Annotated in this window: 20 protein-coding genes, 6 tRNA genes and 1 pseudogene; 10 read left to right on the top strand and 17 right to left on the bottom strand. The window is 53.1% G+C overall.

The window, feature by feature from the left end; translation table 11 throughout:
- Nucleotides 1-335: 335 nt before the first annotated feature.
- From SIL79_RS11365 to SIL79_RS11350, 4 genes are all read right to left on the bottom strand, one after another.
- Entirely contained in the window at nucleotides 336-2,381 is a 2,046-nt protein-coding gene (locus SIL79_RS11365) for a TonB-dependent receptor (protein WP_144361802.1), read from the bottom strand.
- Nucleotides 2,382-2,512: 131 nt separating this feature from the next.
- Nucleotides 2,513-3,022, bottom strand: coding sequence for an S-ribosylhomocysteine lyase (luxS, locus tag SIL79_RS11360; RefSeq protein ID WP_025011876.1), 510 nt, complete (start codon nucleotides 3,020-3,022; stop codon nucleotides 2,513-2,515).
- A 124-nt stretch (nucleotides 3,023-3,146) separates the two neighbouring features.
- On the bottom strand, nucleotides 3,147-3,446 hold the full coding sequence (locus SIL79_RS11355; protein ID WP_039033687.1) for a BolA family protein: 300 nt from the start codon (nucleotides 3,444-3,446) through the stop codon (nucleotides 3,147-3,149).
- 75 nt (nucleotides 3,447-3,521) lie between these two features.
- Entirely contained in the window at nucleotides 3,522-4,184 is a 663-nt protein-coding gene (locus SIL79_RS11350) for an alpha-ketoglutarate-dependent dioxygenase AlkB family protein (RefSeq protein WP_144361801.1), read from the bottom strand.
- Between the two features lie 163 nt (nucleotides 4,185-4,347).
- Here SIL79_RS11350 and SIL79_RS11345 point away from each other — a divergent pair, with 163 nt between their 5' ends.
- Nucleotides 4,348-5,478 carry a methyltransferase gene (locus tag SIL79_RS11345; RefSeq protein ID WP_319619293.1) on the top strand — a complete coding sequence of 377 codons (1,131 nt, stop codon included), beginning with the start codon at nucleotides 4,348-4,350 and terminating at the stop codon, nucleotides 5,476-5,478.
- Between the two features lie 106 nt (nucleotides 5,479-5,584).
- Here the strand turns inward: SIL79_RS11345 and SIL79_RS11340 are convergent, their stop codons facing one another.
- A complete protein-coding gene (locus SIL79_RS11340) occupies nucleotides 5,585-6,427 on the bottom strand; it encodes a choice-of-anchor H family protein (protein WP_319619292.1) in 843 nt (280 codons plus the stop codon).
- A gap of 524 nt (nucleotides 6,428-6,951) precedes the next feature.
- Between SIL79_RS11340 and SIL79_RS11335 the strand changes: the two genes are divergently transcribed.
- Genes SIL79_RS11335 through SIL79_RS11325 form a run of 3 tightly spaced genes read left to right on the top strand, consistent with a single transcriptional unit; the run spans nucleotide 6,952 to nucleotide 9,342 of the window.
- Nucleotides 6,952-7,290, top strand: a complete 339-nt coding sequence (locus tag SIL79_RS11335) for a PepSY domain-containing protein (RefSeq protein ID WP_233962558.1) — start codon at nucleotides 6,952-6,954, stop codon at nucleotides 7,288-7,290.
- Between the two features lie 13 nt (nucleotides 7,291-7,303).
- Nucleotides 7,304-7,993 (top strand): response regulator transcription factor, encoded by a 690-nt coding sequence (locus SIL79_RS11330; RefSeq protein ID WP_101095255.1) that lies wholly within the window; start codon nucleotides 7,304-7,306, stop codon nucleotides 7,991-7,993.
- Nucleotides 7,993-9,342, top strand: coding sequence for an ATP-binding protein (locus SIL79_RS11325; RefSeq protein WP_162206770.1), 1,350 nt, complete (start codon nucleotides 7,993-7,995; stop codon nucleotides 9,340-9,342). Before SIL79_RS11330 ends, SIL79_RS11325 begins: the two co-directional genes overlap by 1 nt.
- A 720-nt stretch (nucleotides 9,343-10,062) precedes the next feature.
- Here SIL79_RS11325 and SIL79_RS11320 read toward each other — a convergent pair.
- From SIL79_RS11320 to SIL79_RS11265, 12 genes and pseudogenes are all read right to left on the bottom strand, one after another.
- Nucleotides 10,063-10,428, bottom strand: coding sequence for a hypothetical protein (locus SIL79_RS11320; protein ID WP_144361797.1), 366 nt, complete (start codon nucleotides 10,426-10,428; stop codon nucleotides 10,063-10,065).
- A 431-nt stretch (nucleotides 10,429-10,859) separates the two neighbouring features.
- Nucleotides 10,860-11,276: pseudogene (locus SIL79_RS11315) on the bottom strand (transposase); the annotation flags it as partial.
- A 223-nt stretch (nucleotides 11,277-11,499) separates the two neighbouring features.
- Nucleotides 11,500-12,477 carry a transposase gene (locus tag SIL79_RS11310; protein ID WP_233962559.1) on the bottom strand — a complete coding sequence of 326 codons (978 nt, stop codon included), beginning with the start codon at nucleotides 12,475-12,477 and terminating at the stop codon, nucleotides 11,500-11,502.
- A 658-nt stretch (nucleotides 12,478-13,135) separates the two neighbouring features.
- A tRNA-Gln gene (locus tag SIL79_RS11305) sits at nucleotides 13,136-13,210 on the bottom strand.
- A gap of 67 nt (nucleotides 13,211-13,277) precedes the next feature.
- Nucleotides 13,278-13,354 (bottom strand) — tRNA-Met (locus SIL79_RS11300).
- Between the two features lie 26 nt (nucleotides 13,355-13,380).
- Nucleotides 13,381-13,455, bottom strand: a tRNA-Gln gene (locus SIL79_RS11295).
- Nucleotides 13,456-13,475: 20 nt separating this feature from the next.
- Nucleotides 13,476-13,550: transfer RNA gene (locus SIL79_RS11290), tRNA-Gln, on the bottom strand.
- Between the two features lie 35 nt (nucleotides 13,551-13,585).
- Nucleotides 13,586-13,670 (bottom strand) — tRNA-Leu (locus SIL79_RS11285).
- Between the two features lie 31 nt (nucleotides 13,671-13,701).
- Nucleotides 13,702-13,778, bottom strand: a tRNA-Met gene (locus SIL79_RS11280).
- A gap of 175 nt (nucleotides 13,779-13,953) precedes the next feature.
- Nucleotides 13,954-15,045, bottom strand: coding sequence for a redox-regulated ATPase YchF (gene ychF, locus SIL79_RS11275; protein WP_101095864.1), 1,092 nt, complete (start codon nucleotides 15,043-15,045; stop codon nucleotides 13,954-13,956).
- An 85-nt stretch (nucleotides 15,046-15,130) separates the two neighbouring features.
- Nucleotides 15,131-15,718 (bottom strand): aminoacyl-tRNA hydrolase, encoded by a 588-nt coding sequence (gene pth / locus SIL79_RS11270; protein ID WP_025011686.1) that lies wholly within the window; start codon nucleotides 15,716-15,718, stop codon nucleotides 15,131-15,133.
- Between the two features lie 189 nt (nucleotides 15,719-15,907).
- The gene (locus SIL79_RS11265) at nucleotides 15,908-17,176 is read right to left on the bottom strand and encodes an FAD-dependent oxidoreductase (RefSeq protein ID WP_082014368.1); all 1,269 of its coding nucleotides are present in this window, start codon (nucleotides 17,174-17,176) and stop codon (nucleotides 15,908-15,910) included.
- A 152-nt stretch (nucleotides 17,177-17,328) separates the two neighbouring features.
- Here SIL79_RS11265 and SIL79_RS11260 point away from each other — a divergent pair, with 152 nt between their 5' ends.
- From SIL79_RS11260 to lnt, 6 genes are all read left to right on the top strand, one after another.
- Complete coding sequence (locus SIL79_RS11260) at nucleotides 17,329-17,652, top strand: hypothetical protein (protein ID WP_052248273.1); 324 nt, start codon at nucleotides 17,329-17,331, stop codon at nucleotides 17,650-17,652.
- A 97-nt stretch (nucleotides 17,653-17,749) separates the two neighbouring features.
- On the top strand, nucleotides 17,750-19,174 hold the full coding sequence (miaB, locus tag SIL79_RS11255; RefSeq protein WP_162207161.1) for a tRNA (N6-isopentenyl adenosine(37)-C2)-methylthiotransferase MiaB: 1,425 nt from the start codon (nucleotides 17,750-17,752) through the stop codon (nucleotides 19,172-19,174).
- Between the two features lie 129 nt (nucleotides 19,175-19,303).
- Nucleotides 19,304-20,350, top strand: coding sequence for a PhoH family protein (locus SIL79_RS11250; protein WP_039035894.1), 1,047 nt, complete (start codon nucleotides 19,304-19,306; stop codon nucleotides 20,348-20,350).
- On the top strand, nucleotides 20,340-20,801 hold the full coding sequence (ybeY, locus tag SIL79_RS11245) for an rRNA maturation RNase YbeY (RefSeq protein WP_039035893.1): 462 nt from the start codon (nucleotides 20,340-20,342) through the stop codon (nucleotides 20,799-20,801). Before SIL79_RS11250 ends, ybeY begins: the two co-directional genes overlap by 11 nt.
- A gap of 32 nt (nucleotides 20,802-20,833) precedes the next feature.
- Nucleotides 20,834-21,715, top strand: coding sequence for a CNNM family magnesium/cobalt transport protein CorC (gene corC / locus SIL79_RS11240; RefSeq protein ID WP_025011682.1), 882 nt, complete (start codon nucleotides 20,834-20,836; stop codon nucleotides 21,713-21,715).
- A complete protein-coding gene (gene lnt / locus SIL79_RS11235; protein WP_162207162.1) occupies nucleotides 21,712-23,265 on the top strand; it encodes an apolipoprotein N-acyltransferase in 1,554 nt (517 codons plus the stop codon). Before corC ends, lnt begins: the two co-directional genes overlap by 4 nt.
- Nucleotides 23,266-23,375: the final 110 nt, after the last annotated feature.

Below are 23,375 nucleotides of genomic sequence, written 5' to 3'. Positions count from 1 at the left end.
CCGCGTTCCTGCTAACCCCCGACTCTCACACAAAAAAATCGAGCGTTGAGCTAGCGCAGATTTATCACAGAAATGCGATCGCAATCACGCTGGTCGCGCGCATTTTACCCCAATTGAAACGCTATCGCCACGAAAATTGTAGTGTTTTAACCTGCTTTCAAAGTGACCAAGAGAGAATTGAGCCAAACGAGTTAAGCAGAGATAGCGATAAGCAGGCAAAAGGCAGGATTTTGTCCTGACTCATAAATTTATACCTTTAATTTTTAAAGAAATAATCGACTAAATAGTCGAAAATACTTATTTCATCTTCACAGCTTTACCGGGGAGGCTCTGCTTCAAAATTTCATTCGATAGCCCAGCTGTAAACGTCGACCAACACTTGCCAACAAACCACTGTCATCTTCACGTAACGGACTAGCGTCATCGAGCAGATCCTCGGCGCGAAAATAGAGCTGATGTTTTGAGTTGAAGTCATAACTCAGCAGCAGATCCAGCTGCATGCTGTCCTTAGCCGTCACCTGAGGGGTAAGGCTTGCCACTTCTGAACGATATATACCCTGAGCTCTGGCCTTAAAGCCGCCCCACTCCAGACCGGCATGAAGACTCAAGGCATGCTCAGGCAACCAAGGCAACTGCTCATCGACCATCAGGCAAGGTCCACTCAGCATAAGGCAACCCGAATGCTGCGCCTTGGCTTGGGTATAATGATACTTGAGCCCCATGGGCCAATTGACACTGCCTGAGTCCAGCCGGTAATCGAGCGCCAGTTCGGCGCCTTTAACATCTACTTCTCCGAGATTGTATTGATTGAGGCGCAGCGCAGGGTCGCAGAAGCTACTTGCGGTGCAGTCAAAATGCAGATTGTCGAAGTCTCGCTGGTACAGGCTCAGTGCACTTTTCAGCCTACCTGACTCAAAGCGGCCACCGAGTTCATATTGCCAGGCTTGCTGGGAGCGTTGCCCCTGGTTGCCGGGGCTCGCCGCCGCCCAGGCCCTGCCGGCACTGATGAACAGGCTCAGTGCCTCCCCGCGCCAACTGAGCTTGGCCGTGGGTAACCATTCACTTTCGGAGAAATCCGCGGCTGAAAGCGGCACGGTTTCGCTGCTGCGCTCCAAGCTGACATCTTCATAGCCGACGCCGAGCTCCAGAGTCACGGCCGACCAGTTGAGCTCAGCCGTCACCGCCGAGCTCCAGACACTGGCCTTGTCATCAATCCTGATACTCAGACTCTGCGCGGTATCACTCAGCAGTCCATCCTGCCATAACCAACTCCCCAGGCCGGGGGCCTGCTCGGCCTTGTCTCTGTGCCAGCGGGCACTGTAACTCACCTTGTGGCGACCATACTGAGTAATGGCCTGAGTCTGGATCCCCATAGCCTCGAAGTCATCATCACGGCGAAAGTCGACCAATGAAACCGCGCCGATAGCATCGGCATCCAAGGCCGCCAGTTGCTCAAGCACGTCACCTTGAATAAAGGCGCCATCGGCAAAACTCATCTGCAACTGCGAGCTGTGATGGCTATGGTAGTAAAGCTCGGTAAACACTCGAGAGCCGGCGCTAGGCTCAACGCGGTGTGACAGCTGATATCTGTGACTGCGGTTCTTGAGTCTATCCTGCGTGGCAGCGCCATACACCAGTTCAGGGTTCAGTTGCCAATCGGCAGCCGTCAGCCCCATTCCCGGCAAAAACTGCCGCAGCTGTGAATACTGATACTTGAATTCAGTATGTTGCCGACTGCGGGCACCCGGCAAGCTGTTGGCCGCTATCTTGAAAAGGACCTTGGTCTGGCTGTCGTCTTGCCCCTGCTCGGCGCTTCTCGGCTCCTGCCAGGGTTGCTGGCGCCTGTGGCTCGCCTGCAGCAACACCTTATAATCATCGGCATCAATCAGGCCGCGGCCCTCGGCGCCCCAACCTTTATCTTCATTGCCTTGAAGCCGCACGCTCTTGCCCGGAGATTCCTGCAACCCCAGGCTTTGGGTTTCCAAAACGCCAAAACTGCCGCTACCGCCATAGAACAAGCTACCGGCGGCATTGGCCCTGCTGGCAACCAGGGTATCGGGATCCGGCAGTTGCCACAAATAAGGTGCAGAATAAGGTGCCGGCGCCAGATTGACCCTGTCTTCGATAATCGCTATTCCGGAATGGCCGCTGCCACCGGCGCCGCGGATACTGAAACTGCCAGGCAGGGTTGGGATAAGCTCGCCACCGGCAGTCAATTGCCGCTCGGCCGAGTCATAGTACATGGCATTGATTGCTGCGGGCTCAAAAGCCGGATGGTCAGCAGCCAAAGCTTCGGAAGCACGCGCCCACTGCCCGGCCAAACTCCCGCTCACCAAAACGGCCACTGCACTCACCTTAAGCAAGCCACGCCTCTGACTCATATCCCAATCCCCTATCAGCAGTTACCGCATATTTAATGTTATATTTTTGTAAACTAACTGATTTGCGAATAAAAAAAAGCGACTTGAGTAAATATCAAGCCGCTTGATTGAGCGAGGTAAGCCGGGCGGGATTAGAGCTGCTTCAGCAGTTCCTCACTCAACTTGAGATCGTCGTTACGGTTAACGCTGACACCGGCGGCAATAATATTGCGGGCAATATCCTGCGCCTGCTCCAGAGAATGCATCTGATAGGTACCGCACTGGTATTCGTTCAGCTCGGGAATAGCCTTTTGATCTTGTACCTTGAGCACATCTTCCATGGCTGCCAACCAGGCATCGGCAACCCGGCCTTCTGCCGGTGTCCCGATAAGGCTCATGTAAAAGCCGGTGCGGCAACCCATGGGTGAAATATCTATGATCTCCACTCCGTCACCATTGAGGTGATCGCGCATAAAGCCGGCAAACAGGTGTTCCAGAGTATGAATGCCACGCTCGCTGAGAATATCCTTGTTGGGCGCGCAAAAACGCAGGTCAAATACCGTAATGGTATCGCCCTTTGGTGTGCTCATGGTCTTGGCCACCCGCACTGCCGGTGCCTCCATCTTGGTATGGTCCACGGTAAAGCTGTCTAACAATGGCATGGGTATTCTCCCTTGGATGGCAAGCAGGCTTGCACTGTTATATGGTTTCGCGTCTCAAAGCGCTATTATTACAGCGCCAAAACACAAATGCAGCCCCTGGAGGCGGTTTATCAAGCTAGGACTTTTAACCTCGGCACTTGGGCGACTCAGGCACGGCGCTTTGGGCATCCCATTCGGCCTGAGTATAAGTGTGCATGGACAGAGCGTGCACGCCATTGGCCAGTTCTTCCGCCAATGCCTGATTCACTTCTCTATGGCGAGCCAGCAGACGCTTGCCATCAAAGGCTTCACTGACAATGATCACCTTGAAGTGCGTCTCTGAATTAGGCGGCACATGGTGATTGTGGCTCTCGTTGATGACTTCTATATGACTCGGCGTCAGGGCGAGGTGCAACTTCTGCTCTATGGTCTGGGCAACGGACATGGTAAAACCTGATATAAACTGTTGGGATTGGCGGCAGGTTACTGCGTCGGCGAACAAAGATCAATCCGACAATTTTCAACCACCAGGGGGATGAAAACCCAATTTGAGCCGCCGATAGGTGAGATTGAGCCTGGGCTCTGTGAGTTTCAGCCTTCTTGGCAATGCATGTTGCCACTCCTGCTGCATCGGCCAGCGCATCAACAAGAGATCGCCCGAGTTAAGCCTGAGCCGCAGCTTCTCGCCGCTTTGCTTGTGTCTCAAATCAAAATCGCGCCCGGCGCCCAGACTGATTGAAGCGATATCGGCCCCCTCAGCCAGCTCAGGTTCATCGTCGCAGTGCCAACCCATGGCGTCGTGGCCATCGGCATAACGGTTTACCAGCACGCCGTTGCTGTCAAGCTGCCAGTCCCGATCCAGCTTTTGCCTTAGCCGTAACAGATATTTGGGCCAGGGAAGCGCCCTGACCAATAACCCTGAGTAGCGATAATCACAGCCGGGATCGCCAAACCACACCTGAGTACGGGGAATGGCGTGACGCTTACCGAATATTTCAAGCTCGGGGCGAGTCAGGGGATAATGCTCCGCCTCGCGCCAAATGGCATCCTGCTGGGCTGGATTGAGATAACCGCGCACCAGCAACATAGGCGGCTGCTCAAACCGCTGCACGCCTGTTACCGACTCAGCAGATGACCCAGGCTCAAGCGCAAACAGCGACTGCTGTATCTCTTTTGAACTCATATTTGAACTCACCTTTGAACTTCATGGCATTGCTTCTCTGTGGCTTATTGCCCGGCTTAAGCCTTCTTTATTACATAATGACCAAGGCAGACTTTCGCAAATATCGCCTTGAGCGCCAGTATTTGCGATAATCCGCGCAAATTCGTCCTTTAAGCCCAGTTATATGACTAGCCAGTTCTCAGCCGCTGATATTCAGCTCACTCTGCACCGCTATCCCGAAGAGCAGGAATCCAACCTCCAGGCCTGGGATGCCGCCGATGAACACCTGCTCAAACAGCTCGCCGAGGAAGAGGCGCCTCAATCTGTGCTTATTATCAACGACAGCTTTGGAGCCCTGCTGTGCGCCATTCGCCGACGTTACCCAGATGCAAAGATTCACTGGAGCTCGGATGCCCGCACTTCCCACCTTGGCGCTCGACAGAATCTTGAGAAAAACCATCTCAGCGATGCCGACATTCACTGGCTAAACAGTCGGGAAATGCCTGCTTGTGTACCCGATACCATATTGCTGAAGCTGCCCAAGAACCTCAACTTTTTTGCCTGGCAGCTGACCATGCTGGCCAATATGCTTCCCGCCGGTACCCGGGTATTGATTGGCGCCAAGGCCAAATCCATCAATCAAGCCTTGTTGGCCCTGATTGGCAAACATCTGGGCCAGGCCAGCGCCAGTCTGGCATGGAAAAAGACCCGGGTGATTACCGCTTTTGCCGATGGCCAGGCACGCGAATTGCCTGCCCCCAGCGAGTGGCCCCTTGGCGAATTCGGCCTCAACATCTGTAATCTCAGCAATGTATTTGCCGCCGGCAAACTGGATATCGGCGCCCGTTTGATGTTGGCCAACCTCCCCGAAGGTGAGTTTAGCTCTGTGGTGGACCTGGGCTGCGGCAATGGCGTTTTGGGGCTGGCGGCGGCCAAACGTTATCCCGAGGCGAGCATTCACTTTGTCGATGACTCAGAGATGGCCGTGGAAAGTGCCCGGCTCAACTGGCAGGGCAATGGCTTTGAAGCCGAACGCGGCCACTTCTATTGGGATGACTGTCTGAGTCATTTGAGCGCCGGCGTCGCACCGGATCTGGTGCTCTGTAACCCGCCGTTTCATCAGGGAGAGGCCATCACAGATCATATTGCCTGGCAGATGTTCCTCGATGCCAGACGGCGTCTGGTGAACGGCGGCATACTGCATGTGGTCGGCAACCGTCACCTGGGCTACCACATCAAGCTCAAGCGCCTGTTTGGCAACTGCAAGACCATAGCCTCCAATGGTAAGTTTGTGATCCTGCAAGCCTCTAAATAAAAGGCCAACAAGAGTAAACCTTGTTGACCCATTCCGGCCCCCGTTGGGAACCTGGAAAGAAACAGGCCGGGAGAGACCCCGGCCTGTGTAGTTAAATTTTGTGATTTCATGCGGCAACTTGGCCGCGTCTGTAACGCAAGCCGCCAAGCAGTACCAGACTCGCGAGCGCCAGCACTGACAGGCTGCCGCCGGCATCGACTATCACAGTCGCGCCATCATCTCTGTCCCATTCGCGACTCTCCAGCGGCAAGGCATAGAGGCTATTGCTTTCATAAGAACTTATGGTTGCCACTATGTCACTGTAACCGGGTTCATAGAGGTCGATCAGCACATCATAGTGATCGCTGGGGTAGCCGCTCTCTAACGTGGTGAGCACTTCAAAGTCATCCTGGGTACTGTCTCCCTGAATGTAGAACACCTCAGTGCTGTAGTAATGCTCCCAGTCACCGCCGTTGCGGCTCAGATAAAGCTCGGCATAAACGGGCACAGACTCGGCCGGATCATTACCGTAAACATCGGCATCGAAGCGCACCGCAAAGCTGCGATAAAAGCCATCAGAGTCATAATCATCATAAAGGTAGCTGGCCGCCTCATAAAAGCTGAACTCATGGTAATAGCTGTGGGCAGTAGTGGAGACCATCCGCTGCGGCGCGGCTTGGATCTTGGGCAGTTTCTGTTTATTGGCAATCATCTGCTCGCGGGTCATGCGCTCACCGGAAACCTGAGCTCCGGTAGATTGCCACTCCTGCTGCAGTTGCTTGAGCAACTGCCTGTGTTGTGCCGCCCGTAGCTTCGCGCCTGAGCTATCCTGTTCATCGCTCGGTTGCTGCGCTTTTTGGCCGATGGAGACTTGTCCGCCGACAGGCTCCTTGGCATAGGCAGCAGGCAGAGCCCCAAACAGAGCCAAAAACAGCGACAGGCTAAATACAGTGTAAGATAATAATTTCATAGTGCTTCTCCACAGGGCGCATCCCGCGCTTATTCGGGTTTAGGGAAGGTGCGAACAAGTCCCATGTGTGCTCTGCGTCGGCTTCCAGGCCTGGATGCAAGGCGTGGTTCGCAGCAAATGGCCCTAGTCCTTTGCAAGAAGCACAACATAGCAGGCAGGTCTGTAAGCCACGCCCTTCGGGGCTTTCACAGCAACCGGCTCTCTGCGTTATCCGACTTCGACAGGCCCCGGCATGCCTTCAGTCAGATGCCTTGAGCGCCAATTGCTGTGCAAGCCACTCTCTACAAAAGAGAAGGCCACGAGGACTTATTCGCACCTTCCTTAGCATTATTAAAAGTCAGCCTGGGTGAACATGAGATGAACGGTTTCTGTCAGCCGATGTTCATCTTGGAAGGAGTACAACTGACCGGGCCTGAGCGAAAACCGGGGGTGAAGGACAGATAGAGAGTGAAGGCCCGGCTGGCTATTTCATCCACCGCGGGGATCTTTTACACTGGGCCAAGCGTTTCCAAAAGGGCAAAACCATGAAAAGGGGCAGTAAAATCAAGCATCAAGCTTATCACTCAAGCGGAATTATCGCGGCAAGCATGCTATTGCTGTCGCTGGCTTTCGCTCAGCCCCTGCATGCTGGCCCCTTTGCCAAGCCGGAACGAACGACTCAGGCCCAGGAGGCCAAGCTGAAAGTCCGCAGCGGCGATGAAGCCGCCAGACTGGTGAAGCAGGCTTATGGCGGTAAGGTACTCAGGGTGCAGTCTGTGAAGGTCAACGGCAACCCGGGGTATCGGGTCAAACTGCTGCAGGACAGTGGCCGAATTGTCTATGTCTCTGTGGATGCCCGCAGCGGCCGCCTGCAGGCAAACTGACAGGAAATAGCTTATGCGACTGTTATTGGTAGAAGATGATGCCGCCTTACAGGCCAACTTAAAACAGCATCTGCAAGAGGCAGGTTTCAATCTGGATACGGCATCAGACGGCGAAGAAGGGCTGTTTCTGGCGGCGGAGTATCCCTATGATGCCGCCATTATCGATATCGGCCTGCCCAAACTCAGCGGCATAGCACTGATTGAACAGATGCGCGCCAAGGGACTGGATTACCCTGTGCTGATCCTCACCGCCAGAGATGGCTGGCAAGACAAGGTGGAAGGCCTGGATGCCGGCGGTGATGACTACCTCACCAAACCCTTCCACCCCATGGAGCTCACCGCCAGGATCAAGGCTTTAATCCGCCGCAGCGCCGGTAAGGCCAGCCCCTTGCTGCAAAGTGGCCCTGTCACCCTGAATACCAGCAGCGGTGAAGTGAGACTCGGCAAACACAGCGTCAGCCTCAGCGCCTCCGAATACAAATTGCTCGAGTATCTGATGCTGCATCAGGGCGAAGTCACTTCCAAGAGTCTGCTTATCGAGCATATCTATGATCAGGACTTTGATCTCGACTCCAATGTGATTGAGGTATTTATTCGCCGTTTGCGCAAGAAGCTGGATCCCGAGGGCACGCTTGGGCTTATTGAAACCCTGCGTGGTCAGGGTTATCGCCTTAATACGCTTCCTGTCAGAGATAACCCCTGATGAAGCCCTTGCCTGCAAGGCTGCTGCCCGGTTCACTCAAGGGCCGGTTGGTGATCAGCGCCCTGCTGTTGAATCTGGTGCTCTTGCCGCTTATCGGCGTGACCCTGAGCGATGCCTTTCGTGCCCAATTGACCCACGCGGTAAAAGATGAACTCAGCGCCGCCCTTTATGGAGTATTGGCATTGGCAGAAGTGGAACAGGGCGAACTGGTTCTGCCGGATCAATTACAAGACAAACAGTTCAACATAGATCAATCCGGGCTCTACGCCTTGGTCAGCAGCCAAGGCAAACTGGTATGGCATTCGCCTTCCTTTATCGGTATGCCGCCTCCGGGCAAGCTTCCAAGCCCACCACTCGGTGAAGGCCGCTTTGGCGAAATGCTTCTCCTGGGCAAACCCCACTTCAATTACAGCTTCAGCGCCAGCTTTGCCTCGGCCTCGAATAATGGCCGGGATATTCCCTTTACCGTACACATCATCAAAGATCAGACCGGCTTTGAGCAAACCCAAGGCGCCTTCAGCCGCCAGCTCTGGCAATACCTGGGACTATTGATGCTGTTCCTGTTACTGGTACAAGGTGGCTGGCTCTGGTGGACACTCAAACCACTGGCGCGCTTTCGCGCCGAGCTCGAAGCGGTAGAGCAAGGCAAACGGCAACATCTCGGCAGCGACTATCCCAAGGAGCTGCAACAGGTCGCGACCCAGCTCAATGCCCTGATAAGCAACGAACAGCGCCAACGCCAGCGTTATCGCAACGCCTTGTCGGATCTGGCCCATAGCCTGAAAACACCGCTGGCGGTACTGCAAAGCCTCAAGTCTTTGCCGAGCGATGCCCAAGAGCCCATCAGCCAAATCAACGCCAGCATAGGCCACCAGTTGAAGCGAGCCCAAAGTGCCGGCAGCGGCGCTTGGCACCAAGGGGTGAACAGTAAAACCGTGGCCGACAAACTGCTGCGAACCCTTGGCAAGATTTATGCGGACAAGGCGCTGGAGTTTGAGGCTGAGCTGGCAACAAATGCCCTGTTTTACGGTGATGAAGCCGACCTGGCCGAACTCCTCGGCAATCTATTGGATAACGCCTGCAAGGCAGCAAATAGCAAGGTCGCCCTCAAAACCTGGGTTAGCGAAAAAGGGCTGAACCTCTGCATCGAAGACGATGGCCCGGGCATTACTGAGCAGCAAAAAAACCAGCTGTTCGAGCGCGGTGTCAGAGCCGATAACTACCAACAAGGTCATGGTATAGGACTGGCGATAGTCAAAGATCTGCTGCAGAGCTACCAAGGCCAGTGGCAAATAGATCAATCTCCCCTGGGCGGCGCCCGCTTCACCCTGTTTTTACCCAGAAGTTGAGATTGGGAATAGTACATTCATTCCCCATCCTTGGGCGCTCGACGAAAACGTCTGACCTACAAGGACGTAGGAAATGCCTAATTTGTCTGGAACAAAATTCGGCCCTGTTTTCGACAGTCACAGTTCCGCCTGTGCCTAGAAATGAGGTGCATGTCTGCGAACACTTCAGCTACTCAGGACTAACAGTATTGCACTAATCCCCCCTCGGTGTCGCCGACAGCCGTTGGCGCAGATAACGTGGTTAAGCAGCGGCCAATCACCTGCGGTGCGCTTTTCGCACAGGCGATCCTGTGACATGGCGAGAGTTGCATAGCAACATGCTTTCGAGCGCGAGCCAGGGATGGTGAGCTGGCCGTTAAACAGGGACGTTGTTCGAGTACGTCCCTTATCTCCTTAGATGGAGTGTATGCCGACATTTGTCTGGAACAAATGCGGTGGTAAGCTCTGCCTCGCCATCCCTGGCTCGGAAGGTCACAGTTCCGCCTGCGCCTGGAAAATAGGTGTATGTCTGCGGGAATATAAGCAACTTCAAGCAACACTATTCTTGCAGAATTGTACCAATCCCTCCTCGGGAAATAACCGCTGCCCTAAGTAGCGTTGATAGCCTATATGCGAAAGTTGTTGGTTATGCTCAATACCATGATGAAAAATCGAACCCGAATGGGGCGAAAGCTATCACAATTAGCGAAATACCTATTGACGGAATGCCGCAGTCACTTGTTATGTTTCAATGCCTCGTTCCTTAAGCATATTTTTAAAAACTATTTGAGCCCATTTAATTACTATTTCAGAATTCCCAAGTTCATCTTTATCCAGGTAAGAGATGAGGACAGGATATCCTCCGCTGGGACAATACTTTGAATGTTCGAATCCATCCCATTCCAAACCCAACCCACGAACAGGTATGCTGGGGTCTCCGTTAACCCAGTAACTTACTTTTTCAAAATATCCCGCGGATATAAGAGATTCACCAATGTTTATTGCTTGTTCTACGGATTGAAAACAAACAGGTTGATAGGTAGTTTTATTGGTCGAAGAGCAACCTAGTAACAGGAGGCTTAAAAAAGCGAGGAGCCAAACTCTCATAATATCTTCCTTGAAAAATAAAACCGCGATCACCGGTTTGTCCAGTGCGGCGCATTGTTATATGCCTTTTTGGTTACGATATGAAGCATAACTTTTTAAACCAAATGCAACTGTTAAACATAGGCAAAGTAACGGAATGAAATAATACAGCCAATATAATTGTTCAAAAAAGGCATTAATTGGCTTACCCGTGGAGAAGAAAAATCAAGAAAAATCAAGCCACCCACTTTAAAACAATAACTTAATCTTCTTTCGGTCTGCGTTCAAGCACCGCTAGGGGATTTGAGCACCCGGAGGTAGAAAGATATCCGTGAGTTGCAGAGGTTTGATGAAATCGAACCGATTTCACGCAAAAATGCGAGATTTGAGCCGTGCAAGCCCCACCCATGGTTCAGGGGATTTCAATGACTGCGGTTGAGATAGAGTGGGGTTCAAGCCGTTTGAAAGTACTGGCAACTGGTTGCAAAATGCCGTCGTCGCTTCTCCAAATGTTCGCAGTAACAGCTGAGCTCTTGCAAGGTGCCTACCGGTCCACGAAATAGTCTTCCAAATTCAGTGGTAAGCTTGAGCCAGTTCTCATGAGGGATATTCAACCGCGTCAGTAGCTTGGCACTCTTTTCACCTATCGCGCCACGTTTATCATTGCGAATACAGCGCCCGGTATCATCCACCAATTCAAGATAATCCTTGAGCCCAAACGTAATACCACTGGGCTGGTTATCGCATTCATTACCGATAAAGGGCAGTAACCTGGCGGGTTGTTCGCATTTCAATGCTGCCTGAATACGTAGCTGAATGCTGGTATGTGCCGACTGCTCAGGCGTATCGGCCATCTTGGCTCTGATGGGCAAAAATCAAGCCACCCACTGTAAAACAATAACTTAATCTTCTTTCAGTCTGCGTTCAAGCACCGCTAGGGGATTTGAGCACCCGGAGGTAGAAAGATATCCGTGAGTTGCAGAGGTTTGATGAAATCGAACCGATTTCACGCAAAAATGCGAGATTTGAGCCGTGCAAGCCCCACCCATGGTTCAGGGGATTTCAATGACTGCGGTTGAGATAGAGTGGGGTTCAAGCCGTTTGAAAGTACTGGCAACTGGTTGCAAAATGCCGTCGTCGCTTCTCCAAATGTTCGCAGTAACAGCTGAGCTCTTGCAAGGTGCCTACCGGTCCATGAAATAGTCTTCCAAATTCAGTGGTAAGCTTGAGCCAGTTCTCATGAGGGATATTCAACTGCGTCAGTAGCTTGGTACTCTTTTCACTTATCGCGCCACGTTTATCATTGCGAATACAACGCCCAGTATCATCCACCAATTCAAGATAATCCTTGAGCCCAAACGCAATACCACTGCGCTGGTTATCGCATTCATTTCCGATAAAGGGCAGTAACCTGGCGGGTTGTTCGCATTTCAATGCTGCCTGAATACGTAGCCGAATGCTGGTATGTTCCGACTGCTCAGGCGTATCGGCCATCTTGGCTCTGATGGGATTGAGGTCAACGTAGGCCATGCAGGTTAACACCGCGGCTTCATCCAGTAAGGCTTGTGATTTAAATCTTCCTTCCCAGAATCGGCCGGTACAGTTATCTTCCTGATTGGCTTGACGCGCTATCGGTTCGTTGAGACAACGCATGAACCAACTGATGTCACATAACCTGCTGCGATAAATCGCAATAGTATGCTTCAGCCTGGGAACTTCATGCGCTTCAATCAGCTCACCCTGGGTGAATTTGCGGGTCAACTCATCACCTTTGAACAGCTTGTGCCATTGCTCAAGCACTTCTCTGTCTGTCCATCGGTTTGCTGTCTCTATATCGATATGCAACACCAGATGCAGATGATTACTCATGATGGCGAATGCCGCCACATCAATGGCAAAAACAGCTTCCAGTTCAAACAATAACGATTCCACCCAACCACGGCGGTGGTCATAATTCTTACCCGAGTAGGCATCATCACCACACAGAAAGGCTCGCCGCACCACGCGGCTGCAACAGTGGTAGTAGGGCGTATCTTCAAGGCTGATTTGAGTTCGGCGAGGGCGCGGCATAATAACCTCCTTGTTAAATGCTTAAACAAAGCATAGTCGGAGACTAACTAGCGCGCCATTAATGCTGGGTGTCCATTTTTTATGTCCTTAATGCTGGGTGTCCATTTTTTATGATGCTGGGTGTCCATTTTTTATGTTTTATTTCCAATAAACTAGGTCTTAGCTTCTGGCTAAGCAGCCGCCAATCACCTGCGGTGCGCCTTTCGCACAGGCGATCCTATGACGTGGCGAGAGTTGCATAGCAACATGCTTTCGAGCGCGAGTCATGGATGACGAGCTGGCCGTTAAACAGGGATGTTGTTGTAAATACGTCCATGTAGCCTCGACAAAAACATCTGACCTACAAGGACGTAGGAAATGCCGAATTTGTCGGGAACAAAATTCGGCCCTGTTTTCGACGGTCACAGTTTCGCCTATGCTTGGAAATGAGGTGTATGTCTGCGGACACTTCTAATGTTTCAAGCTACTCCATTACCACAGAATGCACTAATTCCCCCTTCGGAGCCGCCGAGGGCCATTGGCGCAAATAACGTGGCTGAGGGCATGGCCTTTCACGGCATTGGGACTCTATCCCGCCGATATGCCAATAGCTGAAAAGTTCAAACGATGAAAAACAGATACAAAAAAGCCCGTCTATGACGGGCTCTTTCGTTGAATATGGCTGGGGTACCAGGATTCGAACCTGGGAATGCCGGGATCAAAACCCGGTGCCTTACCGCTTGGCGATACCCCATCAGGGTCGGTATTAACCGATACGAATCTTAAGACTCGTGAAGACCAAGTTTGCTGCTAAAGAAACATGGTAGCTATGGCGGGACTTGAACCTGCGACCCCAGCATTATGAGTGCTGTGCTCTAACCAGCTGAGCTACATAGCCACTGTATTTTTTCTCTTTAGCGTTTATGGCTGGGGTACCAGGATTCGAACCTGGGAATGCCGGGATCAAAACCCGGTGCCTTACCGCTTGGCGATACCCCAATATATAAACTTGGTAAAGATGGCTGGGGTACCAGGATTCGAACCTGGGAATGCCGGGATCAAAACCCGGTGCCTTACCGCTTGGCGATACCCCACCAATAATCAAAGCTATTTCAATAAGAGACAGATATGGTACGGGAGGAGAGACTTGAACTCTCACACCTTGCGGCACCAGAACCTAAATCTGGCGTGTCTACCAATTTCACCACTCCCGCAGTGTCTCTTGTTTTGACATCCCAAGAAGGATGGTAGCTATGGCGGGACTTGAACCTGCGACCCCAGCATTATGAGTGCTGTGCTCTAACCAGCTGAGCTACATAGCCACGATAACTTTGCTGTTCCCCGTGCCGAGGAACGGGGCGTATTATGCTTATTCAGGTTATTCAGGTCAACAGCTTTTTTAGGCTAAATCCCGCCGCCCCCGCCGTTTGCCTATAAACCCATCAAACTGGGCAACAGATATGCAAATCCGTGTTCTATCGCCCATTTAGAGTCACTTTATACGTTAAACAGGAAGTGCATCACATCGCCGTCTTTGACGATATAGGTTTTCCCTTCCACCCGCAACTTACCTGCTTCCTTACAACCGGCTTCGCCCTTGTACTGAATAAAGTCATCATAGGCCATAACCTGAGCCCGAATAAAGCCACGCTCAAAGTCGGTGTGAATTTTACCGGCCGCCTGCGGTGCGGTAGAACCTACGCTCACAGTCCAGGCACGAACCTCTTTCACCCCGGCAGTAAAGTAGGTTTGCAGTGTCAGCAATTCGTAACCGGCGCGGATCACCCGATCAAGCCCTGGCTCTTCCAGGCCCAGTTCTTCGAGGAACTCACTGCGCTCTTCCTCATCCATTTCCGCCAGATCTGACTCGATAGCGGCGCACACAGGCACCACAACGGCATTTTCTTTTTCGGCAATGGCGCGCACTGTATCCAGATGCGGATTATTAATGAAGCCATCTTCAGAAACGTTGGCAATATACATGGTTGGCTTGAGCGTCAGCAGGTTCAGGTAAGCCACGGCTTCCAGTTCTTCCGGGCTCAAATCCAGAGTGCGCAGCATATGGCCTTCGTCCAGTACCGGCTTGAGTTTTTCCAACACTTCGACTTCAAATTTGGCGTCTTTATCGCCACCCTTGGCACGTTTTTGCTGACGCAGTATGGCGCGCTCAACACTGTCGAGATCCGCCAGTGCCAGTTCGGTATTGATCACTTCAATATCACCGGCTGGGTCAACCTTGTTGGCCACGTGAACAATATTGTCATTCTCGAAGCAACGCACTACATGGCCGATAGCATCGGTTTCACGGATGTTGGCCAGGAACTTGTTACCCAGACCTTCGCCCTTGGATGCCCCGGCAACCAGACCGGCAATGTCCACAAACTCCATAGTGGTCGGCAGAACCCGCTCAGGCTTAACGATTTCAGCCAGGGCGTCCAGACGAGCATCCGGCACTGGCACCACACCAGTGTTGGGTTCTATGGTACAGAAGGGAAAGTTTGCCGCTTCGATGCCAGCCTTGGTTAACGCATTGAACAGAGTTGACTTACCGACGTTTGGCAGACCAACGATGCCGCATTTAAAACCCATGATGTTTACCTTTCTCTCTAATTTGAGCCCGGCGCACTCGGCCCCGGACAGGATAATGAAACAGGCGTCTGACGCCTGGATAATCTTAGACCGCTTTAAAGGAGTGCAGCCTGTGCATCGCCTTGGTCATATCCTCGGCAAAGAGGATATCTGTGGCGCGCACCGCTTCATCTACCGCGGCATCGATCAGCGACTGCTCAGTACTCGGCGCCTTGCCAAGCACATAGCCACTGACTTTATTCTTGTCTCCGGGATGACCTATGCCAATCCGCAGACGATAAAAATTCTTGTTATTGCCCAGCTTGGCAATAATGTCCTTGAGGCCGTTATGGCCGCCATGACCACCGCCAAGCTTGAACTTGGCCACACCCGGCGGCATGTCCAGCTCATCGTGGGCCACCAAAATCTCCTCCGGTTGAATACGGAAGAAGTTCGCCAATGCCGCCACCGACTTACCACTCAGGTTCATATAAGTGGAAGGGATCAGCAGGCGCACATCGCGGCCCTTGAGCGTAACTCTGGCAGTCAGGCCAAAATACTTGCTGTCGGCACTGAGCTGGGCACCGCAACCTCTGGCCAGCTCCTGCACATACCAGGCACCGGCATTATGGCGGGTCTGGGCATACTCGGCGCCGGGATTGGCCAGCCCGACGATAAGTTTAATCTCTGTCATCAGTCTCTATTCTGTTTATTCAACGAGAAGTTCTGCGAAGGCCAGAGGTGGCCAGGCAAATATTCACCGCTCTTGAAGCTTGACCGTTACAGGCCAAAACCCGGCATAAAAGCCAATGAAAAATGCCGCATTCTTATAAAAACGCGGCATTTTAGCACTCTCTTGCGACAATCAACAAATCGACCGGGGTTATCTCAGCCCCAGCGCATACTTGAGCACTTGCTGCTTAACCGGAGTATTGATATCCGCCAGCTTGAGGCCGGCGTTACGCAGCAGTTTAAGTGGCAACAGATCGTTACTGAAACCGGCATAGAAGAGATCCATGCCTGTCATCATCAACTGATTGTCAAACCAGCGCTGCTTTTGGAACCCCTCAAGCACTGTGGCCTTTGACCAGTCTTCGCCCTTTTCCAGCGCCTGGGTGATTGTCGCTATCAAGGCTTCGACGTCTTTGAAGCCCAGGTTAACCCCCTGCCCCGCCAGCGGGTTAATGGTGTGAGCCGCGTCCCCCAGGATCACCAGGTTATCGCGATAGTATTGCTGCGCATGGCGCCGGGTCAGCGGAAAACTGCCCTTGGCCAACACTTCGAAGTGGGGATCGAGCCTATCGGGGAAGTGATTGATGATCGCCTGCTTCAGTTGGCTGTCGCTTAGCTGCATCAAACTGCGAATTTGTTTGGCATCGTCATACCAAACCAGGGACGCATTTTTGCCCGGCAATGGCAGCAAGGAACGCGGCCCTTGCGGAGTAAACTGTTGCCAGGTCACATCCTGCTCTTCGCACTCGGTGGCGATATTGATCAACATACAGGACTGGGAATAATCCCAACCGCTGATACCAATTCCGGCCCATTGGCGCACTCTGGAGTTGGCACCATCGGCCCCCACCAGCAAGCGGGCATCGAACACTCGACCATCGTCCAGGCTAACCTCGATGCCGGCACAGGAGCGCACCATGCGCCCGACCCGCGCCGGACAGCAGAGTGTCAGATTGGGGTAGTTGTCGAATTCCTGCCACAGGGCCAGCTGCACCAAACGGTTTTCCACTATGTGGCCCAGACGCTCGGCCTTAATCTGACTGGCATGAAAACGGGTTATGCAGCCTTCCATCTCCCAGGTTTCCAGGCCACGATAGGCCACATGGCGCATACCGAGCAGAGTATCGAATGCCCCCAAACGCTCGAGTAGTGCCTCCGATGCGGCGCTGATGGCCGAGACCCTGACATCCAGAGGTTGCGAGGCATCAAAGGCCTCGGGTTCAAAGGCCTCCACCAGCGCCACTTCCAGCCCGAGTTTGGCTAACCCCAGCGCCGTTGCCGCACCTACCATACCGCCACCTATGATGACGATATCCTTGGTCTCATGTTGTTCTGTCACTATGCCTTTCCTGCTGTCTCTCTTCTCTGCCGCCTTGGCCACAGAGTTGTGTTCAATGGTAACTGTTTTGGCTTCAATCATGAGCAAATGTTGCTGCCGGCCCTCCTGAAACACCTGCTTACAAGCCGACACACGAGTCTTGGCAACCATAGGCTAGCCTCAGTGTGTCCAAGCAGTATCTGTCATAGCCAACACCGCATTGGCGGTTATCGACATCAACAAGTGAGGATACCATGTGCAAACTTACCAACAGCCTGATAGCCGCAGCCCTTATCGTCCCGGCCGCCTTTAGCTCTGGTCATATTCTGGCCGCCACCACGGCAGACCAGATGGAAGTGATAACTGTAACCTATCGCTCGTCGCTGAATTATGCCCTATATCAACAAATCACGGAAACCATGGCCGGCTTTCATATAGAGGTACTGGAGGATATCTATCTTCAGGCTCGCGCCGGTACCCAACAGATGGCTGAGCAGTTTTATCAACAGCAGGACATTCAGCTGGCCGATAATCGTTTACCCATACTTTTTGAAGGGGTACTACAGCCACCAGAGTAATTCTCAGTCCTGGCGTTCAAAAGCTGGTCAGCGGACTGAACAGCGGGTAAAATGGCGCGCTATTTTTTAAGTGGTTCCGAAGAGCGACGCAAAACTGATGAGTAAAAAACTCCATATTAAAACCTGGGGCTGTCAGATGAATGAGTACGACTCATCCAAGATGGCCGATCTGTTAAACGAATTTCAGGGCTACACCCTGACCGAAGAGGCTGATGAGGCAGATATTCTGCTGCTCAATACCTGTTCTATTCGTGAAAAAGCGCAGGAAAAGGTATTCCATCAGCTGGGCCGCTGGAAAACACTCAAAGACAAGAATCCTGAGCTGATCATTGGCGTGGGTGGTTGTGTGGCTTCGCAAGAAGGCAAGGCGATAAAAGAACGCGCCCAGTGCGTGGATATTATCTTCGGCCCCCAAACCCTGCACCGTCTGCCAGAGATGATCAACCAGGTTCGCAGCGGCGACCAGGCGGTGATTGACGTCAGCTTCCCTGAAATCGAGAAGTTCGACCGTCTGCCCGAGCCCCGCGCTGAAGGCCCCACCGCCTTTGTCTCCATCATGGAAGGCTGCAGCAAGTACTGCTCTTTCTGCGTGGTGCCCTATACCCGCGGTGAAGAAGTCAGTCGGCCACTGGATGACATCATCCTGGAAATCGCTCAACTGGCCGAGCAAGGGGTGCGTGAAGTCAACCTGCTGGGACAAAACGTTAACGCCTATCGCGGCCTGACCCATGATGACGAAATTTGCAGCTTTGCCGAGCTGCTGCGTTATGTGGCCGCCATCGACGGTATCGACCGCATCCGCTTTACCACCAGCCATCCGATAGAGTTCACCCAGGACATTATCGACGTCTATGAAGACACTCCTGAGCTGGTAAGCTTCCTGCACCTGCCGGTGCAATCAGGTTCAGACCGCATTCTGACCCAGATGAAGCGCGGCCATATGGCAATCGAGTACAAGTCAATCATTCGCCGTCTGCGCAAGGCGCGGCCGGATATTCAGATAAGTTCCGACTTTATCATCGGCTTCCCCGGCGAAACCAAAGAAGACTTTGCCGACACCATGAAGCTGATTGAAGAAGTGGGCTTTGACCACAGCTTCAGCTTTATCTACAGTGCCCGTCCCGGCACCCCGGCGGCCGACTTGCCGGATGATGTGGATATGGAAGAGAAAAAGCAGCGCCTGGCAATTCTGCAAGACAGAATCACCCAACAGGCGCAGCGCTACAGCCGCCAGATGCTGGGCACAGTGCAGCGTATTCTGGTGGAAGGCCCATCGGTCAAGAATCCCATGGAACTGCGCGGCCGCACCGAAAACAACCGGGTGGTCAACTTCGAAGGCCAGCCCAAGCATATAGGCAGCTTCGTGGACGTGGAAATCGTCGATGTCTACACCAACTCGCTGCGCGGCAAGTTTGTTCGCGGAGAAGATGAGATGGACTTGCGCAAGAGCCTGCGCCCCAGTGATATTCTGGCCAAGCATATTCAGGAAGACACCCTGGGCGTGACTCAGTTCACCCCGTAAGCGCCGAGACTTCCACGGCGGCCCGGCTCTTCGGACCCGGGCCGTTTTATTTTAGGCTCGATTTTCCGTTAGCATTTATGCCTTCACGCTCGTAAACTGATCAAAGATGACATCAACAGGAGTTTTTGTTTGTCTCACAAATTAACCACCATGAATCTGTATCTCGAACCGGCCGACAGCCGCCGTCTGGCGTCTCTGTGTGGTCCGTTCGATGACAATATCAAACAGCTCGAGCGCCGGGTGGGCGTCGAGATAAGCTACCGCAACAACCATTTTCAGATTGTCGGCCAGCCGCGTAACTGCCTCACCGCCAACAACCTGCTGAAACAGCTCTATGTCGAAACCGCGCCGGTAAAAGGCTCGACTCCGGATCTTGAGCCCGAGCAGGTGCATATCGCCATTCAGGAAGCCATTGCCCTGGAAGCCGACGACAGCGGTGCAGAACCCAAAGAGCACTATATCAAGACCCGCAAAGGGGTGATTAAGCCGCGCAATCCCAACCAGACCCAATATGTGGCCAACATAGTGCGCCATGACATCACCTTCGGCATAGGCCCCGCCGGTACCGGCAAGACCTATCTGGCTGTTGCCGCCGCCGTGGATGCGCTGGAACGTCAGGAGATCCGCCGCATTCTGCTAACCCGCCCTGCGGTAGAAGCCGGTGAGAAACTGGGCTTCCTGCCCGGCGATCTGAGCCAGAAGGTAGACCCTTACCTCAGGCCTCTGTATGACGCCCTGTTTGAGATGCTCGGGTTTGAGAAGGTCGAGCGACTGATAGAGCGCAATGTTATCGAGGTCGCACCGCTGGCCTATATGCGTGGCCGCACCCTCAACGACGCCTTTATCATCCTCGATGAGAGCCAAAATACCACGGTGGAACAGATGAAGATGTTCCTCACCCGTATCGGCTTCAACTCCAAGGCGGTGATCACAGGTGACATTACCCAGATAGATCTGCCGCGCAACGCCAAGTCCGGCCTGCGCCACGCCATTGAAGTACTGAGCGAAGTAGAAGAGATCAGCTTCAACTTCTTCCAGGCCCAGGACGTGGTACGCCACCCGGTAGTCGCCCGCATAGTGGAAGCCTATGAAACGCACGATCAGCGCCAGCAGGCGGCCAAGGCCCAACGCGACAGCCAATATCAACTGACAGAGGCCGGCGCCCATGAGTCTTGATCTGCAACTGGACCTGCAACTGGCTACAGAAGCGCAAAACCTGCCATCCCAGAGCGATTTCGAGCTCTGGGCCCGTACTGCCATAGGCAATAGTATGGAGCAGGCCGAACTGACCATACGTCTGGTGGACAGCGAAGAGAGCCAGCAGTTGAACCGGGACTATCGCGGCAAAGACAAGCCCACCAATGTATTGTCATTTCCGTTTGAAGCGCCACCGGGAATAACCCTGCCATTACTCGGGGATCTTGTCATTTGCGTTTCAGTCGTTGAAAATGAAGCCGGTGAACAGCATAAACCGCTACAGGCGCACTGGGCACATATGGTTGTGCACGGTTGCCTGCATCTGCTAGGTTATGATCACATCGAAGATGCCGAAGCCGAAGAAATGGAGTCGCTAGAGACCCAACTCATTGAAAGCTTAGGTTTTACTGACCCATACAAGGAGCAATAATTGCCAGGGTTCGCCCTGTCATGAAGAACACTATGAGTGACGATATCCCCCCGAGTACCAGCGCCCATAAGAAAGGCTGGTTTGACCGTGTAAGCCAGTTATTCCAGGGCGAACCTCAAAATCGCGAAGATCTGGTTGAGGTGATCCACGATGCCGAGCAGCGTGAGCTCATCACAGAAGATACCCGCGAGATGATAAAAGGTGTTTTAGAGGTATCTGATTTGCGTGTAAGGGACATAATGATCCCCAGAGCGCAAATTGTCGCCATCCAATTCAATGACTCTGTTGAGGAACTGCTCAACACTGTCATCAACTCTGCTCATTCCCGCTTTCCTGTGGTCAATGAAGACAAAGACCATATCGAAGGCATACTGCTGGCCAAAGATCTGCTGAAGTACGGCTTCAACAACAGTGAAGAACCCTTCTCACTGGAAAAAGTGATCCGCCCAGCCGTTGTGGTGCCCGAGAGCAAGAGAGTGGATGTGCTACTCAAAGAGTTCCGTTCCCAACGCTACCATATGGCGATTGTGGTTGATGAATATGGTGGTGTTTCCGGCCTGGTCACCATTGAAGATATTCTCGAAGAGATTGTCGGCGATATCGAAGATGAGTTCGATCACGACAACAGCGACGAGTCTGAAATCCGTAAAGCCGGTAACCGGGTTTACATGGTCAAGGCACTAACCGAGATTGAAGATTTCAACGAAACCTTCAACACCCATTTCAGTGATGAAGAGTTCGACACAGTCGGCGGATTGGTGTCCCACGCCTTCGGTCACCTGCCGGAGCGCAACGAGAAGATCGTCATCGACGGCATTGAATTCAAAGTGATCAGTGCCGATACCCGTCGTTTATTGCAACTCAGGGTGAAACTACCCGATCCCAACGATACTGAAGACAGTAACGACCAGTGAAGTCCACATTAGCGGCGCTTAAACGCCATCCCAAGCTGCGTCTGGTACTGGCCTTTTGGGCCGGTGCCAGTACGGCACTTTCCTTTGCCCCCTACGATCTCTGGCCCATCTACCCGCTGGCGCTGGCCTTTGGCCTTTGGCACAGTGACAAGCTTTCCCCCAAGGCCAGTTTTGGCTATTGGCTCAGCTTTGGCTTTGGCGCCTTCGCCTTCGGGATCAGCTGGGTGCATGTCAGCATGGATAGATTCGGTGGCTTGCCGCTGCTTGTTTCCATGGGCCTGATGGCCCTGTTGGCCCTCTATCTGGCCTTGTATCCGGCGCTGGCCGGTGCCCTGCTGGCAAGGCTGGCGCCCAAGCGTCATAACTGGCAACTACTGGGGCTGTTTCCGGCGCTCTGGACCCTGTGCGAATGGCTGCGGGGCTGGGTGCTCACCGGTTTTCCCTGGCTCTGGGGTGGTTATAGCCAAACCTCGGGCCCCTTGAAGCCACTGGCCTCAATGATAGGCACTTTGGGACTCAGTTTTGTGGTAGCGCTGCTGGCTGCAAGCCTGGTGCTGCTACTCAAACGCCGCTGGCTCAGCCTGGTGGTGAGCTCGGCGCTACTGGCCCTGCTCGTATGGCAGGCGCCGCGATTTTCAACAGTTGAGCGCACCGGCGAGACCCTCAGCGTGGCGTTGGTGCAGGGCAATATTCCCCAGAGCATGAAGTGGGAGCCGGACGCGCTCTGGCCGACTATGCTCAAGTATATGGATCTCTCCCGCCCGCATCTGGACAGAGACTTGGTGATCTGGCCCGAGGCAGCAATACCGGCCCCCGAAAGCATGGTGGCCGAGTTTCTCGACAACGCCAACAAGGTCGCCAATCTGCGGGATGCCGCCATCATCACAGGTATCATCAGCCAGCAAAATGGCGACTTCTACAACTCGCTGATCGTGCTGGGAAATCATCATCAGAAACAGCAACAAAACGCCAACTATAGCGCGGCTGGCGACAATCAGTTCCGTAAGCATCACCTGCTGCCAATAGGCGAGTTTGTGCCCATGGAGTCGCTGCTGCGGCCCCTGGCCCCCTTCTTCAACCTGCCCATGTCCTCATTTGCCAGAGGCAGTTATCAGCAAAATAATCTGACGGCGTTGGGTCATACTCTGGCACCGGCAATCTGCTATGAAATCGCTTTCCCCGAGCAGCTCAGGGCCAACGTCGCCGAGGATACCCAGGTGTTGCTGACCGTCTCCAACGATGCCTGGTTTGGTGAATCCAATGGCCCGTTGCAACACATGGAGATAGCCCAGATGCGCTCGGCCGAGTTGGGCCGACCTCTGCTGCGGGCCACCAACAATGGCGTCACCGCCGTGGTGGATGAATTTGGCAATATCAGTGCCAAACTGCCGCAGTTTGTAGAAGGTGTACTCACCGCTGAAGTGCCGCTGGTCGAAGGCCAGACTCTGTTCAGCCGGGTCGGTCAATGGCCGGTACTGGGGCTGAGTGGCTTGCTGCTGCTTTTGGGGCTGTTGTATTGCCCCAAGCGACGAAAGAACAATAAAAGCTAAAACCAACTCATTGATTTTTATCTAATTGATAAAATATTAATGGACACATAAGTATTTCTTAAGACTGCTTTTCTAGGCTTTGGATACTGGTTAACAGATCCGGAGTATCT

Source organism: Shewanella indica (assembly GCF_033842865.1).
GTDB lineage: Bacteria > Pseudomonadota > Gammaproteobacteria > Enterobacterales > Shewanellaceae > Shewanella > Shewanella indica.
Note: the sequence above shows the minus strand (reverse complement) of the source record. Positions and strands in the feature narration are given on the sequence as shown.

Excerpts from the sequence above, each read along its gene's own strand:
- SIL79_RS11260 (WP_052248273.1), top strand. The coding sequence starts at position 17,329 with ATGTGCAAACTTACCAACAGCCTGATAGCCGCAGCCCTTATCGTCCCG.
- SIL79_RS11325 (WP_162206770.1), top strand. The coding sequence starts at position 7,993 with ATGAAGCCCTTGCCTGCAAGGCTGCTGCCCGGTTCACTCAAGGGCCGG.
- SIL79_RS11345 (WP_319619293.1), top strand. The coding sequence starts at position 4,348 with ATGACTAGCCAGTTCTCAGCCGCTGATATTCAGCTCACTCTGCACCGC.
- ybeY (WP_039035893.1), top strand. The coding sequence starts at position 20,340 with ATGAGTCTTGATCTGCAACTGGACCTGCAACTGGCTACAGAAGCGCAA.
- SIL79_RS11365 (WP_144361802.1), bottom strand. The coding sequence starts at position 2,381 with ATGAGTCAGAGGCGTGGCTTGCTTAAGGTGAGTGCAGTGGCCGTTTTG.
- SIL79_RS11330 (WP_101095255.1), top strand. The coding sequence starts at position 7,304 with ATGCGACTGTTATTGGTAGAAGATGATGCCGCCTTACAGGCCAACTTA.
- luxS (WP_025011876.1), bottom strand. The coding sequence starts at position 3,022 with ATGCCATTGTTAGACAGCTTTACCGTGGACCATACCAAGATGGAGGCA.
- SIL79_RS11320 (WP_144361797.1), bottom strand. The coding sequence starts at position 10,428 with ATGAGAGTTTGGCTCCTCGCTTTTTTAAGCCTCCTGTTACTAGGTTGC.
- SIL79_RS11335 (WP_233962558.1), top strand. The coding sequence starts at position 6,952 with ATGAAAAGGGGCAGTAAAATCAAGCATCAAGCTTATCACTCAAGCGGA.
- SIL79_RS11265 (WP_082014368.1), bottom strand. The coding sequence starts at position 17,176 with ATGATTGAAGCCAAAACAGTTACCATTGAACACAACTCTGTGGCCAAG.
- corC (WP_025011682.1), top strand. The coding sequence starts at position 20,834 with ATGAGTGACGATATCCCCCCGAGTACCAGCGCCCATAAGAAAGGCTGG.
- pth (WP_025011686.1), bottom strand. The coding sequence starts at position 15,718 with ATGACAGAGATTAAACTTATCGTCGGGCTGGCCAATCCCGGCGCCGAG.
- SIL79_RS11310 (WP_233962559.1), bottom strand. The coding sequence starts at position 12,477 with ATGCCGCGCCCTCGCCGAACTCAAATCAGCCTTGAAGATACGCCCTAC.
- ychF (WP_101095864.1), bottom strand. The coding sequence starts at position 15,045 with ATGGGTTTTAAATGCGGCATCGTTGGTCTGCCAAACGTCGGTAAGTCA.
- miaB (WP_162207161.1), top strand. The coding sequence starts at position 17,750 with ATGAGTAAAAAACTCCATATTAAAACCTGGGGCTGTCAGATGAATGAG.
- SIL79_RS11340 (WP_319619292.1), bottom strand. The coding sequence starts at position 6,427 with ATGAAATTATTATCTTACACTGTATTTAGCCTGTCGCTGTTTTTGGCT.
- SIL79_RS11355 (WP_039033687.1), bottom strand. The coding sequence starts at position 3,446 with ATGTCCGTTGCCCAGACCATAGAGCAGAAGTTGCACCTCGCCCTGACG.
- SIL79_RS11350 (WP_144361801.1), bottom strand. The coding sequence starts at position 4,184 with ATGAGTTCAAAAGAGATACAGCAGTCGCTGTTTGCGCTTGAGCCTGGG.